The organism is Streptomyces sp. NPDC029044 (assembly GCF_040637495.1).
Taxonomy (GTDB): Bacteria; Actinomycetota; Actinomycetes; order Streptomycetales; family Streptomycetaceae; genus Streptomyces.
The window spans coordinates 38,317-55,537 of the sequence record NZ_JBEZWN010000001.1 but is presented as its reverse complement, the minus strand read 5'-3'; the positions used below and the strand labels follow the sequence as shown (position 1 = coordinate 55,537).

12 protein-coding genes are annotated in these 17,221 nt (G+C 71.9%); 10 read left to right on the top strand and 2 right to left on the bottom strand.

All coding sequences use genetic code 11. The features are described 5' to 3' along the window. The first annotated feature begins 251 nt into the window (after positions 1–251). Both AB0E85_RS00240 and AB0E85_RS00235 read left to right on the top strand, forming a co-directional pair. Positions 252–1,040, top strand: a complete 789-nt coding sequence (locus AB0E85_RS00240; RefSeq protein WP_361920882.1) for an ABC transporter ATP-binding protein — start codon at positions 252–254, stop codon at positions 1,038–1,040. Next, a complete protein-coding gene (locus AB0E85_RS00235; RefSeq protein ID WP_361920880.1) occupies positions 1,037–3,616 on the top strand; it encodes an FtsX-like permease family protein in 2,580 nt (859 codons plus the stop codon). Before AB0E85_RS00240 ends, AB0E85_RS00235 begins: the two co-directional genes overlap by 4 nt. A 176-nt stretch (positions 3,617–3,792) precedes the next feature. On the opposite strand, the gene AB0E85_RS00230 is transcribed toward AB0E85_RS00235, so the two are convergent. Continuing rightward, the gene (locus tag AB0E85_RS00230) at positions 3,793–5,235 is read right to left on the bottom strand and encodes a DUF2079 domain-containing protein (RefSeq protein ID WP_361920878.1); all 1,443 of its coding nucleotides are present in this window, start codon (positions 5,233–5,235) and stop codon (positions 3,793–3,795) included. 323 nt (positions 5,236–5,558) lie between these two features. Here AB0E85_RS00230 and mfd point away from each other — a divergent pair, with 323 nt between their 5' ends. Further along, positions 5,559–9,092 carry a transcription-repair coupling factor gene (mfd, locus tag AB0E85_RS00225; RefSeq protein WP_361920876.1) on the top strand — a complete coding sequence of 1,178 codons (3,534 nt, stop codon included), beginning with the start codon at positions 5,559–5,561 and terminating at the stop codon, positions 9,090–9,092. Between the two features lie 388 nt (positions 9,093–9,480). On the opposite strand, the gene AB0E85_RS00220 is transcribed toward mfd, so the two are convergent. Beyond that, positions 9,481–9,666 (bottom strand): antitoxin, encoded by a 186-nt coding sequence (locus AB0E85_RS00220; RefSeq protein ID WP_033312056.1) that lies wholly within the window; start codon positions 9,664–9,666, stop codon positions 9,481–9,483. 162 nt (positions 9,667–9,828) lie between these two features. On the opposite strand from AB0E85_RS00220, the gene AB0E85_RS00215 reads away from it, so the two are divergent. From AB0E85_RS00215 to AB0E85_RS00185, 7 genes are all read left to right on the top strand, one after another. After that, positions 9,829–10,605, top strand: a complete 777-nt coding sequence (locus AB0E85_RS00215; protein ID WP_361920874.1) for an HNH endonuclease family protein — start codon at positions 9,829–9,831, stop codon at positions 10,603–10,605. 146 nt (positions 10,606–10,751) lie between these two features. Next, positions 10,752–11,498, top strand: a complete 747-nt coding sequence (locus AB0E85_RS00210; protein WP_361920872.1) for an N-acetyltransferase — start codon at positions 10,752–10,754, stop codon at positions 11,496–11,498. Positions 11,499–11,777: 279 nt separating this feature from the next. Further along, on the top strand, positions 11,778–12,410 hold the full coding sequence (locus AB0E85_RS00205; RefSeq protein WP_361920871.1) for a hypothetical protein: 633 nt from the start codon (positions 11,778–11,780) through the stop codon (positions 12,408–12,410). Between the two features lie 38 nt (positions 12,411–12,448). Beyond that, positions 12,449–13,945 carry a protein kinase gene (locus tag AB0E85_RS00200; RefSeq protein WP_361921432.1) on the top strand — a complete coding sequence of 499 codons (1,497 nt, stop codon included), beginning with the start codon at positions 12,449–12,451 and terminating at the stop codon, positions 13,943–13,945. A gap of 143 nt (positions 13,946–14,088) precedes the next feature. Continuing rightward, positions 14,089–14,736, top strand: a complete 648-nt coding sequence (locus AB0E85_RS00195; RefSeq protein WP_361920869.1) for a SurA N-terminal domain-containing protein — start codon at positions 14,089–14,091, stop codon at positions 14,734–14,736. Positions 14,737–14,851: 115 nt separating this feature from the next. Beyond that, complete coding sequence (locus tag AB0E85_RS00190; RefSeq protein WP_361920868.1) at positions 14,852–15,868, top strand: nucleoside triphosphate pyrophosphohydrolase; 1,017 nt, start codon at positions 14,852–14,854, stop codon at positions 15,866–15,868. 52 nt (positions 15,869–15,920) lie between these two features. Beyond that, entirely contained in the window at positions 15,921–17,219 is a 1,299-nt protein-coding gene (locus tag AB0E85_RS00185) for a cytochrome P450 (RefSeq protein WP_361920866.1), read from the top strand. Positions 17,220–17,221 lie beyond the last annotated feature (2 nt).

Sequence of the window (17,221 nt, the reverse complement as noted above, 5' to 3'; positions counted from 1 at the left end):
TCGTACCGGCGGAGGACGAGACGGGCTGGGGCCCGTCCTTAACCTGGCTTTACGCCGCTGGGGGGCGGTGGGCACACCGGCGGGGGTGGGGTTTTCCACAGCAAAAGACTGCGCTGAACACCAGGGCGCGGGACCCCTCCCCGCCGCGAGACTGAAACACGTCGGACCGGTTCGAGGTCCGGCGCCGCGCACAGCGGCTGCCGACCGGGCGACCGCCTTCACCATTTGCTGACCGATATAGGAGACATACCGTGACTTCGGCTGTGACCATTCCCAGGCACGGGGGTACTGGAGGGCGTACGGCCGTTGCCGCGCGGGCGCGGCAGGTCGTGAAGGCGTACGGATCCGGTGAGACCCGCGTCGTCGCCCTCGACCACGTCGACGTGGACATCGCACGCGGCCAGTTCACCGCGATCATGGGTCCCTCGGGATCCGGCAAGTCCACCCTCATGCACTGCCTGGCCGGGCTCGACACCGTGACGGGCGGCCAGATCTACCTCGACGAGACCGAGATCACCGGTCTGAAGGACAAGAAACTCACGCGGCTGCGCCGGGACCGGATCGGGTTCATCTTCCAGGCGTTCAACCTGCTGCCGACGCTGAACGCGATCGAGAACATCACCCTGCCCATGGACATCGCGGGCCGCAAGCCCGACAAGGAGTGGCTGACGCGGGTCGTGGAGACCGTCGGGCTCGCCGACCGTCTCAAGCACCGGCCCACGCAGCTCTCCGGCGGCCAGCAGCAGCGCGTCGCCGTGGCGCGGGCGCTCGCCGCCCGGCCCGAGATCATCTTCGGGGACGAGCCGACCGGAAACCTCGACTCCCGCGCCGGCGCCGAGGTCCTCGGGTTCCTGCGCCGCTCCGTCGACGCGCTGGGCCAGACCATCGTGATGGTCACCCACGACCCGGTGGCCGCCAGTTACGCGGACCGGGTGCTGTACCTCGCCGACGGCCGCATCGTCGACGAGATGTTCAAGCCGACCGCGGAAGCCGTCCTCGACCGCATGAAGGACTTCGACGCCCGGGGGCGCACGTCATGACCGTCATGAAGACCTCGATGCGCAACTTCCTCGCGCACAAGGGGAGGATGGCGCTCTCCGCGATCGCCGTCCTGCTGTCGGTCGCCTTCGTCTGCGGCACGCTCGTCTTCACGGACACCATGTCGACCACGTTCGACAAGCTCTTCGCGGCCACCTCCTCCGATGTGACGGTGAGCGCCAAGGGCGCCTCCGACAGCGGCGAGACGACCGCCGACAACGGCAAGCCGCCGGTCATGCCGGCCTCCGTGCTGGGCGAGGTCCGCAAGGCACAGGGCGTGAAGTCCGCCGAGGGCACGGTGTTCTCCACCTCGGTGACGGTCGTCGACGGCGACAAGGACAACCTGTCGCCCTCCAGCGGCGCCCCGACCATCGTCGGCAGCTGGAACGGCAACGACGCCCGCACCATGAAGATCACCTCCGGCGCTGCGCCCAAGGGCCCCGAGCAGATCATGGTCGACGCCGACACCGCCGACAAGCACGACCTGAAGCTCGGCGACGAGATCGGCGTCATCAGCGCCGTCGGCACCCACACCGCGAAGATCTCCGGCATCGCCGACTTCACCGTGACCAACCCCGGCGCCGCGATCTTCTACGTCGACACCAAGACCGCCCAGCAGACCCTGGTCGGTGAGAGCGACGTCTACACCAACGTCAACGTCACCGCGGCCGCCGGCGTCAGCGACGCACAGCTGAAGAAGAACGTCACCGCCGAACTCGGCGGCGGCTTCCAGGTGAAGACGGCCAAGGAGACCGCCGAAGCCAACCAGAAGGACGTCGAGGGCTTCATGAACGTCATGAAGTACGCGATGCTCGGCTTCGCCGGGATCGCCTTCCTCGTCGGCATCTTCCTGATCATCAACACCTTCTCCATGCTGGTCGCCCAGCGCACCCGCGAGATCGGCCTGATGCGGGCCATCGGCTCCTCCCGCAAGCAGGTCAACCGCTCCGTGCTGGCCGAGGCGCTGCTGCTCGGGGTCGTCGGCTCGGTGCTCGGCGTCGGCGCGGGCGTCGGCCTCGCCGTCGGCCTGATGAAGCTCATGGGCCTGGTGGGCATGGAACTGTCCACCGACGACCTCACGGTGGCCTGGACGACCCCCGTGGTCGGTCTCGTCCTCGGCGTGATCGTCACCGTGCTGGCCGCCTACCTGCCCGCCCGGCGCGCCGGCAAGATCTCCCCGATGGCCGCCCTGCGCGACGCGGGCGCCCCCGCGGACGCCAAGGCCGGCTGGATCCGCGCCGCGATCGGGACGGTCCTCACCGGGACCGGCGGCTTCGCCCTCTACCTCGCGTCGGCGGCCGACAAGGCCAAGGACGGCTCCCTGTGGCTCGGCCTCGGCATCGTGCTGTCGCTGATCGGCTTCGTCGTCATCGGCCCGCTGCTCGCCGGCGCCGTGGTCCGTGTCCTGGGCGCCGTGCTGCTCCGCATGTTCGGCCCTGTGGGCCGCATGGCCGAACGCAACGCCCTGCGCAACCCGCGCCGCACCGGCGCGACCGGCGCCGCGCTGATGATCGGCCTCGCCCTGGTGGCGTGCCTGTCCGTCGTCGGCTCCTCCATGGTGGCGTCCGCCACCGACCAGCTCGACAAGACCGTCGGCACCGACTTCATCATCCAGTCCGACAGCGGCCAGCTGATCACCCCGCAGGCCGTCAGGGCCGCCAAGTCGGCGCCGGACGTCGAGCGGGTCACCGAGTACAAGTGGACCAAGGCCGACTTCACCACCCCCGACGGCAAGACGCTCAAGGACACGGCGATCACTGCGGCCGACCCGTCGTACGCGACCGACCTGCGCACCGAGACCGTCGCCGGCAAGCTCCCCGACGCCTACAAGCCCGACTCGATGTCGGTCCACGAGAAGTTCGCGAAGGACCACGGCATCAGCCTCGGCTCCAAGATCAAGGTCGCCTTCAAGGACGGCTCCGCGGCCGACCTGACGGTCCGGGCGATCACCAGCAGCGACGTCGTGATCGACGCGGGGGCGATGTACACCTCCATCGCGACGATGGCCAAGTACGTCCCGGCCGACAAGATGCCGCTGGACTCGCTGGTCTTCGCCAGCGCCAAGGAGGGGCAGCAGGACGCCGCCTACACGTCCCTGAAGTCGGCGCTGCACGACTACCCGCAGTACGTCGTGCGCGACCAGACCGACTACAAGGACGCCCTGAAGGACCAGATCGGCCAGCTGCTCAACATGATCTACGGCCTGCTGGCCCTGGCGATCATCGTCGCCATCCTGGGCGTCGTGAACACCCTGGCCCTGTCGGTGGTGGAGCGCACCCGGGAGATCGGTCTGATGCGGGCCATCGGCCTCTCCCGCCGCCAGCTGCGCCGCATGATCCGCATGGAGTCGGTCGTCATCGCCCTCTTCGGTGCCCTGCTGGGCCTCGGACTGGGCATGGGCTGGGGCGCCACCGCGCAGCAGCTGCTCGCCCTGGAGGGCCTGGTCGTCCTGGACATCCCCTGGCCGACGATCATCGGCGTCTTCATCGGCTCGGCGTTCGTGGGTCTGTTCGCCGCCCTGATCCCGGCGTTCCGGGCAGGCCGGATGAACGTCCTCAACGCGATCGCCACCGAGTAGCCGGGCCGCCCGAGACCACCGCACACGGGGGTTGCGGGGGACGGGCCCGCCCCGGAGGTCTCCGCCTCCGGGGCGGGCCCGACGGCTTGCCGGACGGGGTGCGCGGGCGGCGGGCCGCGCCGGCCACGCGCCCGGGAGCCCACCGCCGCTGCGGGGCGCGCGACGGCGCCGGCGCGTCAAACCCCGGCCGTCGCCGTCCGGCGCTCCAGAACCACGTACCCGGCCGCCTGGCCCGCGACCGTGTACTCGGCGAGGGGGTGCAGGGTCCGGGCGTACCCGACGGGGTCGCGGTATCTGCCGTCGATGTTCTCCAGGGCGATGTACTCGGGAAGCACGCCCCGGGTGTCGCCGAGCCAGAAGACCCGGCAGCGCGCGGTGAGGCGGCTGATCGGGCCGATGTTGGCCTCGACCGTGGCGTCGTCGGGAATCCGTGCCAGCAGCCGTTCCACGTCGGACACCGCGGCCGGCCTGCGATAGACCTCGGCCTCGGTGAGCTGCGCCAGCGGCAGGGACGTGGTCAGCGCCAGTGCCGCCGCGGCGACGGCGGCCGGCAGGTGGGCGGCGTAGGAACGCAGCCACGCGCGCGTGCTGCGGCGAACGGCCGGGAGCGCGTCGGCGAGGGCGAGGAAGACGACCGGCATCAGGACCGCGCTGTAGTGCCAGTCGGTGCCCCAGTAGTGCTCGTCGCCGGAGAGGAACCGCCAGCCGAGCGTCGGCAGCGCGACCAGCGCCAGCGGGGAGCGCAGGGCGAGCAGGCCCGAGGTCGGGACCAGCAGCCAGGCGAGCGTGCGCAGCTTGGTGCCGGAGCCGTCGAAGGGGCTGCCCGCACCGCTGACCTTGTTCCAGTAGTCGTAGCCGCCGTCGGTGTTGAACGCCGGGACGACCACCGTCAGGACGAGCACGGTCGCCGCCACGCCGAACACCGCCACGCCGAGCGCGTACCGGACCGCCCGTGGCGACGAACCGCGCGCCCGCCAGGCGACGACGAGGGCGATCGCGGCCAGCGTCAGCCCCAGGTCCTCCTTCACCAGCACCAGGGGAAGCGCCCACCCCAGGGCCGCGCGGGGGCGCCGTGCGAGGAGGGCCTCCAGGGAGAAGGCGATCAGCGGGACGGCGAAGCAGATCTCGTGGAAGTCGAAGTCGACGGCGCGCTGGACGCCCCACGACAACCCGTACGCGAGCCCGAGGGCGAGACCCTGGCGGTGGCCCAGGAGCCGGGTGGCGGCCCGCGTCACCGGCACTGCGGACAGGGCGAAGAGCGCCGCCTGCGCGACCAGCAGCGTGACCGGCGAGGGGAAGAGCCGGTACACCGGTGCGAGCAGGGCGGTCACCGGGCTGAAGTGGTCACCGAGGATGACGAACCCCGGCCCCTTGAGGTCGGCCACCGGCGCCCGCAGCCGCGCGTAGGAGCGCACGACCTGCTCGAAGATGCCCAGGTCCCAGGAGAGGGTGGCCATGTGCCGGTAGCGGCCGACGGAGACGACGGTGCAGGCGGCGAAGAGGACCGCCGCGAGGGCCCAGGGCTCACCTCGCCCGCGGTCGGGGTGCCGGTCGCTCCGGGGGCGGGCGACCGGCTCCGGTATGCGGGGCTGCGAGACCTGGAAGGTGGGGGCGGGCATGACGTGCCTCAGGGGTGCGAAGAACGGCCGGAAGGACGTCCGACCGATCATGCCGGGGCGAGAACAACGGGTGGGGATGATGTTGTGAAGGTTGGGCGGCCGAATCCCCACGTGGCCGCCGGTCTGCCGTGGGGCCCTGGCTTCCCGGCCGGCGCGCCCTCCCGGAGCCCTGCCGCAACGGCGCGGGTGTTCGCCCCGGGGAGAACGGGCGTTATCCACAGGCCCGCCGCGCGGGCGCGCATCGTCGTACGCTGGAGACCCCCCGGCCCGCGGCGCGCGTCAGGCCCGTCGTCTTGCCCACCCCCCTGGACGGAAAGCCCCGAATGAGCCTGCACGGTCTGCTCGACGCCGTAGTCAAGGACGCCGCCCTCGCGGAAGCGATCAGGGCGGCCGCAGACGGCAACCGCATGCACGTCGACATGGTCGGCCCCCCTGCGGCCCGGCCCTTCGCCGTCGCCGCCCTGGCCCGTGAGACGGGCCGCCCGGTGCTGGCGGTCACGGCGACGGGCCGTGAGGCGGAGGACCTGGCCGCAGCCCTGCGCTCCCTGCTTCCCGCCGAGGGGGTCGTGGAGTACCCGTCCTGGGAGACGCTCCCGCACGAGCGGCTCAGCCCCCGCAGCGACACCGTCGGCCGCCGCCTGGCCGTGCTGCGCCGCCTGGCCCACCCCCGTCCCGACGACCCCGAGACCGGCCCCGTCTCGGTCGTCGTGGCGCCCGTGAGGTCCGTGCTCCAGCCGCAGGTCAAGGGCCTCGGCGACCTGGAGCCGGTCTCCCTGAGGACCGGGCAGAGCACCGACCTCAACGAGATCGTCGAAGCTCTCGCGGCCGCGGCGTACGCGCGCGTGGAGCTCGTCGAGAAGCGCGGCGAGTTCGCCGTACGCGGCGGCATCCTCGATGTGTTCCCGCCCACCGAGGAACACCCCCTGCGCGTCGAGTTCTGGGGCGACGACGTCGAGGAGATCCGCTACTTCAAGGTCGCCGACCAGCGCTCCCTCGAAGTCGCCGAGCACGGCCTGTGGGCGCCGCCGTGCCGCGAACTGCTGCTCACCGAGGACGTCCGCACGCGCGCGGCCGCCCTGGCCGAACAGCATCCCGAGCTCGGGGAACTGCTCGGCAAGATCGCCGAGGGCATCGCGGTGGAGGGCATGGAGTCCCTCGCGCCGGTCCTCGTCGACGACATGGAGCTGCTGCTCGACGTGCTGCCCAAGGGCGCCATGGCCGTGGTGTGCGACCCGGAGCGGGTCCGCACGCGCGCGTCGGACCTCGTGGCCACCTCACAGGAGTTCCTCCAGGCCTCCTGGGCGGCCACCGCCGGTGGCGGCGAGGCGCCCATCGACGTCGGCGCGGCCTCCCTGTGGTCCATCGCGGACGTCCGGGACCGGGCGCGCGAGCTGGACATGATGTGGTGGTCGGTGTCGCCGTTCGCCGCGGACGAGGAGCTGGACGGGGACACCCTCAAGCTCGGCATGCACGCCCCGGAGACCTACCGCGGCGACACCGCCAAGGCCCTCGCCGACACCAAGGGCTGGCTCGCCGACGGCTGGCGCGCGGTGTTCGTCACCGAGGGCCACGGCCCGGCGGCCCGCACGGTCGAGGTGCTGGGGAGCGAGGGCATCGCCGCCCGCCTGGACGGGGACCTCGCCGAGATCTCCCCCTCCGTCGTGCACGTGGCATGCGGCTCGATCGAGCACGGCTTCGTCGACGACACCCTCAGACTCGCGGTCCTCACCGAGACGGACCTCTCGGGCCAGAAGGCGTCCGGCCGCGAGGGCGCCCGCATGCCGGCCCGCCGCCGCAAGACCATCGACCCGCTCACCCTGGAGCCGGGCGACTACATCGTCCACGAGCAGCACGGCGTGGGCCGCTACATCGAGATGGTGCAGCGCACCGTGCAGGGCGCCACCCGCGAGTACCTGGTCGTGGAGTACGCCCCCGCCAAGCGCGGCCAGCCCGGCGACCGCCTCTACATCCCCACCGACCAGCTGGAGCAGATCACCAAGTACGTCGGAGGCGAGGCCCCCACCCTGCACCGCCTCGGCGGCGCCGACTGGACGAAGACGAAGGCCCGCGCCAAGAAGGCCGTCAAGGAGATCGCCGCCGACCTCATCAAGCTGTACAGCGCGCGCATGGCGGCGCCGGGGCACGCCTTCGGGGCGGACACCCCCTGGCAGCGAGAACTGGAGGACGCCTTCCCCTACGCGGAGACGCCCGACCAGCTCACCACCATCGCCGAGGTCAAGGAGGACATGGAGAAGACGGTTCCGATGGACCGCCTGATCTGCGGCGACGTCGGCTACGGCAAGACCGAGATCGCGGTCCGTGCCGCCTTCAAGGCCGTCCAGGACGGCAAGCAGGTGGCCGTCCTGGTCCCCACGACCCTGCTGGTGCAGCAGCACTTCGGGACGTTCAGCGAGCGGTACGCGCAGTTCCCGGTGAACGTGAAGGCCCTCTCCCGCTTCCAGACCGACACCGAGGCCAAGGCCACTCTGGAGGGCCTGCGCGAGGGCTCGGTCGACATCGTCATCGGCACCCACCGGCTGTTCTCGTCGGAGACGAAGTTCAAGGACCTCGGCCTGGTCATCGTCGACGAGGAGCAGCGCTTCGGCGTCGAGCACAAGGAGCAGCTGAAGAAGCTCCGGGCGAACGTCGACGTGCTGACGATGTCCGCGACCCCGATCCCGAGGACGCTGGAGATGGCGGTCACCGGCATCCGCGAGATGTCGACGATCACCACCCCGCCGGAGGAGCGCCACCCGGTGCTCACCTTCGTCGGCCCCTACGAGGAGAAGCAGATCGGCGCCGCGATCCGCCGTGAACTGCTGCGCGAGGGACAGGTCTTCTACATCCACAACCGCGTCGAGTCGATCGACCGCGCGGCGGCCCGGCTGCGCGAGATCGTCCCCGAGGCGCGCATCGCCACCGCCCACGGGCAGATGTCGGAGTCCACGCTGGAACAGGTCGTCGTCGACTTCTGGGAGAAGAAGTTCGACGTGCTGGTCTCCACGACGATCGTGGAGTCCGGCATCGACATCTCCAACGCCAACACCCTGATCGTGGAGCGCGGCGACAACTTCGGCCTGTCGCAGCTGCACCAGCTGCGCGGCCGGGTGGGCCGGGGCCGCGAGCGCGGCTACGCCTACTTCCTGTACCCGCCGGAGAAGCCGCTGACCGAGACCGCGCACGAGCGGCTCGCGACCATCGCCCAGCACACGGAGATGGGCGCGGGCATGTACGTGGCGATGAAGGACCTGGAGATCCGCGGGGCGGGCAACCTCCTCGGCGGCGAGCAGTCGGGCCACATCGCGGGTGTCGGCTTCGACCTGTACGTGCGGATGGTCGGCGAGGCCGTCGCGGACTACCGGCGCCAGCTGGAGACCGGCGAGATCGAGGAGGAGCCGCCGCTCGAGGTCAAGATCGAGCTGCCCGTCGACGCGCACGTCCCGCACGACTACGCGCCCGGCGAACGGCTCCGCCTCCAGGCCTACCGTGCCATCGCCTCCGCCAACTCCGAGGAGGACATCAAGGCGGTCCGCGAGGAGCTCGTCGACCGCTACGGAAAGCTGCCCGAGCCGGTGGAGAACCTGCTGCTCGTCGCGGGCCTGCGCATGTTCGCGCGCGCGTGCGGTGTCGGCGAGATCGTGCTCCAGGGCAACAACATCCGGTTCGCGCCGGTGGAGTTGCGCGAGTCGCAGGAGCTGCGTCTCAAGCGGCTGTACCCCGGCGTCGTCCTCAAACCGGCGGTGCACCAGGTGCTGGTGCCGCGTCCGAAGACGGCGAAGGTGGGCGGAAAGCCGCTGGTCGGCCGGGAACTGCTGGCGTGGGTGGGGGAGTTCCTGACGTCGGTGCTGGGGTCCTGAGCCCGGGTTCTGATTCCGGGGAACCGGGTTCTGCTCCCAAAGGCCGGGCGGGCGGTGCTCATGTCCGGTCGGCCCGGGGGCGTTGACGCACCGACGGGGCACAGCGCCGCGCCGCGCTGTGCCCCGTCACGGGGCGGCGCCGACGTCCGGCGGTGGCGGCGCGGTGTCGATGCCCGATCCCTCCCGGCCCTGTCGTCCCGGTCCTGGTGCCGCCTGCGCCGCCCTCGATGGCGGCGCCGGGCGCAGGCCGTGGGCCGGGTCCCACCGGACGGCGCGGCCGGGTCCGGACATGGGAAGCCGCCCGCGGGAGATACGTTCGGGTCTCCGCGGACGGCCGCGGCCCCGGAGTTCGCAGGCCGTACTGCCGGCGGCCGTACTCTCGGAGGCCCTACTGCTGCTCGGGCCGGTCGCGGTCGCGGTCCATGCCCAGCGAGCCCTCGACGCGCTGCTGGCCGGAGTCGACCTGGTCCTCGTACTTGCCGCCGGTCCTCTCGTTGATCCGCTGTTCCGCGGTGTCAGAGCCTTGCTTGCCCTTGTTCCGCGCCTGGCTCTTGAACTTGTCGAAGATGCCCATGCAAAGCTCCCTCCGGAGGTGACTCAGAACCGACGATACGCGTGGGATGCGAAGTATGCGCATTGAGGGCCGATGTGGTCTGAACCTCTTCCTCGCTACCGTGGGACCCGGCACGGGCCGCCCGTGCCGGAGCGGAACAGGAAGACAGAGGAGGGGCGTACGGTGACGCGTCTGAGGGGCGGGGCGGCACTGGCTGTCGCGATGGTGTTCACCGGTTCGGCGCTGGCCGGCTGCGAGGGCCTGGCCCCGCCCGTGGACGGCGGCGGAGCCTCCGCTTCCGGCGCCCCGGCCGCCGGCGACGGACGGGCCGCGAACCCGCTGGACAACCCGGACGGCACCAAACCGGGGCTGGCGGCGATCACTTCCGGCGCCGACAAGGAGCGGGCGCGTGCCCTCATCGAGAAGGTGGCGACGAAGGGCCGCGGCCCCAGGACGGGTTACGAACGGGAGAAGTTCGGCTACGCCTGGATGGACTCGGCACCGCGCGACGTCCCCTTCGCCCGCAACGGCTGCGACACGCGGAACGACCTCCTGAAGCGAGACGGGCAGGAGCTGCGTTTCCGGTCGGGATCGGACTGCGTCGTCACCTCGCTGACGCTGCACGACCCGTACACCGGGGAGGTCATCGAGTGGACCAAGTCCCATGCGATCAAGGTCCAGATAGACCACGTCATGCCGCTGTCGTACGACTGGCAGATGGGCGCCTCGCGCTGGACGGAGGACAAGCGGGAGTCCATCGCCAACGACCCGCTCAACCTCGTCCCGGTGGACGGACCGACCAACGGCTCCAAGGGGGACTCGGGACCGGCGTCCTGGCTGCCCCCGAACAAGCGCATCCGCTGCGCCTACTCCGTGCGCTTCGCCCAGGTGTCGCTGAAGTACGAACTCCCCGTGACGGCGCCCGACAAGGACATGATGCTGAAGCAGTGCGGTGGGTAGGAGCCTGCTGCCCGCCGTCATGGTGGTCGCCGCCCGGCGAGCGGGCCTCACCGGGCGGCGGACCCCGTGCCCGCCCGGTGAACCGGGTTCCGGGCCCGGCGATAATCCGGTTCCCCGTCGGTCGCCCCCGTACCTACCCTGATCACATGCAGCCGAAGATATCCAGCCTCGCCGACCGCCCCGACATGCTGGAGCGGGTCGTCGAGATGGCAGACACCTGGCCGGAGTTCGTGAGCCAGGACCTCGTGGGTACCGCCCACTTCCCGCGGATCGCCACCGAACTCCCCGAGTACGTCCTGTTCGCCGAGGACGAGCGGGGCGAGGTCGTGGCGAACGCCTACAGCGTGCCGTTCGCCCTCGGCACCGAGATCCGCGACGGCCGGCTGCCGGCCAACGGCTGGGACAAGATGCTGGTGTGGGCCTTCTCCGATCTGCGGAGAGGGGTCCGGCCCGACACGGTCAGCGCCGTCTCGGTCTCCATCGCCCCGCAGGCGCAGGGCCGCGGCCTGTCCGCGCTGATGCTCTCGGCCATGCGCGACAACGCCCGGGCCCATGGGTTCCGCGAGGTCGTCGCCCCGGTCCGCCCCAACGCCAAGCACCTGGAACCCCACACGCCGATGGAGGAGTACGCCCACCGCGTCCGCCCCGACGGCCTGCCCCAGGACCCTTGGCTGCGCGTGCACGCCCGGGCCGGAGCCACCATCGACTCGGTGGCGCCGGCGTCCATGACGGTGTCCGCCCCGCTCGCCGACTGGCGCCGCTGGACGGGCCTGCCCTTCGACACCGACGGCGACATCGAGGTGCCGGGTGCCCTGGTGCCGGTGCGCTGTGAGGTGGAGCGCGGGTACGCGGTGTACGTCGAGCCCAACGTGTGGATGCGGCACCCCCTGTAGGGCGTGACGGGCGGGTACGGCCCCGGACGGGCCTACGACCGGCCTACGACGGGCTGTTCACACGAAGTGATCAGCCCCTGTAGGGCGTGACGGGCGGTACGGCTTCCCCGACGGGCCTACGACCGGCCTACGACGGGCTGTTCACACGAAGTGATCAGCATGACAACGGTTCGGTACAACCCGTGACCGGTTGTCCGTGTCGGGCTATACGCTCGGATTCCCCATCAGGGTCTGTCACTCGCACGTCCGTCCTCATCGGCCACCGGTCCAGGAGCAGTCATGTACGGCCACGGCGCGGCGCCGCCTCCCCGCAGCGCGGCAACGGTCATCTCCCTGCGCGTACTGTTCGCAGCAGCCGGTTTCCTCACGTGCGGCGTGCTGGCCTGCGTACCGCTGTTCCGGGTGGCCGTCCTGCGCGGCCGGGCCCTGGACTGGACGCTGGCCTGGGTGAGCCTGCCACTGGCCATCGCCTGCTTCGCCGTGATCGGCGCGCTGCCGGAGGGCGACTACCGGACCGACATCGCGCTGGCCATCATCCTGCTCCTCGGAGCGGGCGCCGCCATCTACTTCCTCGTCGTGGACATCGGCCACCACGGCGAGCAGCGCAGGCTCGCCGGCTACGCGTCGCCCCACGCGCACACCGTCACGCACACCCCGTACGGCTACCCGCACCCCGCGCCGCCGTACGCCCCGGCGTCCACGCCCGTGCCGCAACCCCCCGCACCTCACACACCCGCCCCTCACGACGCCACGCCCCCGACCCCGGGCCCGATCCAGCCGCCCCCGTCCCCCCAGCGCCCCGCACCGGCCCGCATCGACCAGGTCCGCGCCGAACTCGACGAGCTCAGCGACTACCTGCGCAGGCACGAGGGCGATGGCCACCGGGACGGCAACCACGAGGACGGAAGGTGACCGCGGCGGCGGGACGAGTCGTCGCCGGCCGCTACGAACTGTCCACCGTCCTCGGGCAGGGCGGCATGGGCCAGGTGTGGACGGCGTACGACCAGCGGCTCGACCGGCGCGTGGCGGTGAAGCTGCTGCGCCCCGACAAGGTGGCCGGACAGGACGCCGAGGAACTGCGCCGCCGTTTCGTGCGCGAGTGCCGGGTGACCGCACAGGTCGACCACCCCGGCCTGGTCACCGTGCACGACGCGGGCAGTGAGGGCGAGGAGCTGTTCCTCGTCATGCAGTACATCGACGGCGCCGACCTCGCAGGACACCTCGCCGAGCACGAGCCGTACCCCTGGCAGTGGGCGGTCGCGGTCGCCGCGCAGTTGTGCGCCGTGCTGAGCGCCGTGCACGCCGTGCCGATCGTCCACCGCGACCTCAAGCCGCGCAACGTGATGGTGAAGCAGGACGGCACGGTCACCGTGCTCGACCTCGGCGTCGCCTCCGTCATGGACGCGGACACCACCCGCCTCACCCACACCGGCACCCCCATCGGCTCGCCCGCCTACATGGCCCCGGAGCAGGCCATGGGCGGCGCGGTCGGCCCCTACACCGACCTGTACGCGCTCGGTGTGGTCCTGCACGAGCTGCTCAGCGGCGACGTACCCTTCTCCGGCTCCACGGCCCTCGGCGTCCTGCACCGTCACCTGTACGAGCCGCCGCTGCCCGTACGCCGGATCCGCCCCGAAGTCCCCGAGGCCCTGGAGGCCCTCGTCCTGCGCCTCCTCGCCAAGGACCCGCAGCACCGGCCGGCCTCCGCGCAGGAGGTCTACGAGCACCTGGAGCCGCTCCTGCCCGCGCGCGGGACGCCCACCGGAGCGGCCCTGGATCCCACCCGCCCGTTCCTGCGCCCGCACGCCCCCTGGCCGGACCGTGCGCGTACCCCCGCGCCCCAGCCCACTCCCGCCGCACCCGTCTCCGGGACGCCGGGGCAGACGGACATCGCCCGCGCCGTCGACGAGGTCAAACGGCTCCTCGGCGAGGGCCGCGTCACCCAGGCCGTCGACATCCTCGGGGCGATCCTGCCCGCCGCCGCCGAACAGCACGGCGCGCACTCCCCGGTCGTCCGCACCCTGCGCAAGCAGTACGCGGCCACGCTCCTGGACGACGGCCAGTACCGGCGCGCCCTGCCCGAGCTGCGGCGCCTCGCCGACGAACGCGCCGCCGAGGCCGGCCAGGCCGACCCGCAGGCCCTGCGCTACCGCTACGAGGCCGCCCAGTGTCTCGAACAGCTGGGCGAACCGGCCGCGGCGCTCGCCGAGTACCGGGCCGTGCTGCCGTACTACGAGAACCAGTACGTCGCCGCCGGCGGCCCGGAGCTCGCGCACGACGTCCGCCGCCGTATCGGGCACCTCCTGCTCGCCCTCGGCGACCGGGGCGCCGCCCACGACACCCTCGCCCGGCTGCTGCACGACGTCGAACGCACCCATGGTCACGGCCATCCGCTCGGGGCGGAGATCCGCAGGACGCTCCAGTGGCTGGGGCAGGTCCGGGGCTGAGGACCGGTCCGGGGGCGGCGCGGCGGTGCCGGAAGTCCCGGTGAATCGTTGGTCGAATGGGTTGGCCAGAGCTTGCCCACTGCCTACCATCGATCACCGCAAGACCTTGTGCACCGTCGCACAATCTCCAACGGGAGGTCTCCTTGCACCGCCGCCGTCGCACCGCGCTCGTCCTCACCGCCGCGATCGCCGCAGCGGCGCCCCTGCTCACCGCCTGCGGAAACGAGGCCCATCCCGGCGCGGCAGCCGTGGTGGGAGGCCAGCGCATCACCGTCTCCCAGCTCGACGAGCGGGTCGGAGAGGTGCGCGCGGCCCAGCGGGCGGCCGTGCGGGACGAGGCCCAGTACCAGCAGGTCATCGCCAGAACGGGCACCCTCCCGCGCGACACGTTGCAGACCATGGTCCTGGACCGGGTGCTGCACCGGGCCGCCGAGGACGCCGGTGTGACCGTCTCCCGCAAGGAGATCCAGGCGATGCGGTCCGGCCTGGAACAGCAGGCCGGCGGCGCCAAGGCGCTGGAGAGGACGTGGCTCCAGCAGTACGGCATCCCTCCGCAGCGCCTCGACGAGAACCTCCGCCTCCAGCTGGAGGCCCAGAAGCTGGCCGAGAAGCTCGGCACGGACACCGGCCGCCCCGAGTTCTGGAAGGCGCTCTCCGACGCCTCCAAGAACCTGAACATCGACCTCAACCCCCGCTACGGCACCTGGGACGTCGAGAAGAGCAGTCGCGCGGACGCCAAGACGCCGTGGGTGCGGGACGTCACGACGGCACAGACCCAGCAGGGCATGTAGCTCCCGCCGGGCCTGGCGCCCCCTGTCCGGTCCCGCGGCCCAGCCGGGCCGCGCGGGCCGGCCAGGCCTGTGGACAACTTCGGGCGCCGTCGGCGGCGTGGGATAGCTTCGAACCGTGAACGCCAACAGCCCCGAAGCCACCCCGGGCGAGCGGACCGCTCCCGACGCGGCCGCCGCTCCCGGCCGCATCGTCCTGCTCACCACCAGCCACCGCGTCGCCCCCGGTCTGCTCTCCTGGCCCGCCTGGCAGGCACTGCACGCGGCGGACCGGGTGCTGTGCGCGGACGGCGCCCATCCGCAGCTGCCGTACCTGCGCGAAGCGGGGATCACCGTCGCCGAGGCCTCCCCGTCCGCGCAGGAGCTGGTCGACGCCTGCGCCGGCGGACACACGGTGGTCGTGGTGGCGACGGGCGAGGGCGAACCGGCCCTGACGGACGGCCTGGCCCGTCTCGCCGGCACCGGCCGTACCGCCATGCCCGAGCTGGAGCTGCTGCCCGCCTCCTACGACCTCCCGGGCGCCCGGCTCCTCGACCTCGTCCAGGTCATGGACCGCATCCGCGCCGAATGCCCCTGGTCCTCCCGGCAGACCCACGAGGGCCTGGCCAAGTACGGCATCGAGGAGGCGTACGAACTCGTCGAGGCGATCGAGGAGGGCGACCGCGACGAACTGCGCGAGGAGCTCGGCGACGTCCTGCTCCAGGTCGTCTTCCACGCCCGCATCGCCGAGGAGGGCCGCCCCGAGGACGGTGAGGAGGCCTTCTCCATCGACGACGTGGCCGGCGGCATCGTCGCCAAGCTGATCCACCGCCACCCGCACGTCTTCGGTGACGCGACGGCCACCACCCCCGAGGAGGTCAAGGAGCACTGGCTGCGCACCAAGGCGGTCGAGAAGCAGCGCACCTCGGTCACCGAGGGCATACCCCTCGGCCAGCCCGGCCTGGCCCTCGCCGCCAAGCTGGCCTCCCGCACCCGCACGGCGAACCTGGACGTACCGCTCCCACCCGTCGAGGGCATCGGCTACGAGCTCCTGGCCCTGGCGGTCCGCGCCGAGTCGGAGGGCGTCGACCCGGAGGCGGCCCTGAGAGCGGCGGCCCGCGCGTACCGGGACGCGATCAGGGAGGCCGAGGGCTGAGCGGGCCCCGGGACGGAGACGGGGGCTCCCGGAAGCCGGATACGGTCGAGGCGTGACCGACCAGCCCCAGCCCAGCACACCCGCGACCGCTCCCGACCTCTTCACCTGGGAGTTCGCGAGCGACCCCTACCCCGCCTACGCCTGGCTCCGTGAGCACAGCCCCGTCCACAGGACGCGGCTCCCCAGCGGTGTGGAGGCCTGGCTGGTCACGCGGTACGCCGACGCCAAGCAGACGCTCGCCGACAGCCGGCTCTCCAAGAACCCCGCGCATCACGACGAGCCGGCGCACGCCAAGGGCAAGACCGGCATCCCCGGGGAGCGCAAGGCCGAGCTGATGACGCATCTGCTCAACATCGACCCGCCGGACCACACCCGGCTGCGGCGGCTGGTGTCCAAGGCGTTCACCCCGCGCCGGGTCGCCGAGTTCGCGCCACGGGTGCAGGAGCTCACCGACACGCTCATCGACGGTTTCGCGCGCAAGGGATCCGCCGACCTGATCCACGAGTTCGCCTTCCCGCTCCCCATCTACGCCATCTGCGACCTGCTCGGCGTCCCGCGCGAGGACCAGGACGACTTCCGCGACTGGGCGGGCATGATGATCCGTCACCAGGGCGGGCCGCGGGGCGGCGTGGCGCGGTCCGTGAAGAAGATGCGCGGCTACCTGGCCGACCTCATCCATCGCAAGCGCGAGGCGCTGCCCGCCGAGCCCGCCCCCGGCGAGGACCTCATCTCCGGTCTCATCCGCGCCTCCGACCACGGCGAGCACCTCACCGAGAACGAGGCGGCGGCCATGGCCTTCATCCTGCTGTTCGCCGGTTTCGAGACGACCGTGAACCTCATCGGCAACGGCACCTACGCCCTGCTCACCCACCCCGGGCAGCGCGCACGGCTCCAGGAGTCCCTCGCCGCGGGGGAGACCGGCCTGCTGGAGACCGGCGTCGAGGAACTCCTCCGCTACGACGGCCCCGTGGAGCTCGCCACCTGGCGCTTCGCCACCCAGCCCCTCACCCTCGGCGGGCAGCGCATCGAGGCGGGCGACCCCGTCCTCGTGGTCCTGGCCGCGGCGGACCGCGACCCGGAGCGGTTCGCCGATCCGGACGCGCTGGACCTCTCCCGCCGTGACAATCAGCACCTCGGATACGGCCACGGCATCCACTACTGCCTCGGAGCCCCGCTGGCCCGGCTGGAGGGCCAGACCGCACTCGCCACGCTCCTGACCCGCCTCCCCGACCTCCGGCTCGCGGTGGATCCGGCCGAGCTGAGATGGCGTGGCGGCCTCATCATGCGGGGGCTGCGCACCCTGCCCGTGGAGTTCGCGCCCACCGGACGTGACGAAACATCAGACTTGTGATC

Bases quoted from the DNA above. Each gene is read 5' to 3' on its own strand.
- AB0E85_RS00235 (WP_361920880.1), top strand. From the start codon at position 1,037: ATGACCGTCATGAAGACCTCGATGCGCAACTTCCTCGCGCACAAGGGG.
- AB0E85_RS00230 (WP_361920878.1), bottom strand. From the start codon at position 5,235: ATGCCCGCCCCCACCTTCCAGGTCTCGCAGCCCCGCATACCGGAGCCG.
- mfd (WP_361920876.1), top strand. From the start codon at position 5,559: ATGAGCCTGCACGGTCTGCTCGACGCCGTAGTCAAGGACGCCGCCCTC.
- AB0E85_RS00220 (WP_033312056.1), bottom strand. From the start codon at position 9,666: ATGGGCATCTTCGACAAGTTCAAGAGCCAGGCGCGGAACAAGGGCAAG.
- AB0E85_RS00210 (WP_361920872.1), top strand. From the start codon at position 10,752: ATGCAGCCGAAGATATCCAGCCTCGCCGACCGCCCCGACATGCTGGAG.
- AB0E85_RS00205 (WP_361920871.1), top strand. From the start codon at position 11,778: ATGTACGGCCACGGCGCGGCGCCGCCTCCCCGCAGCGCGGCAACGGTC.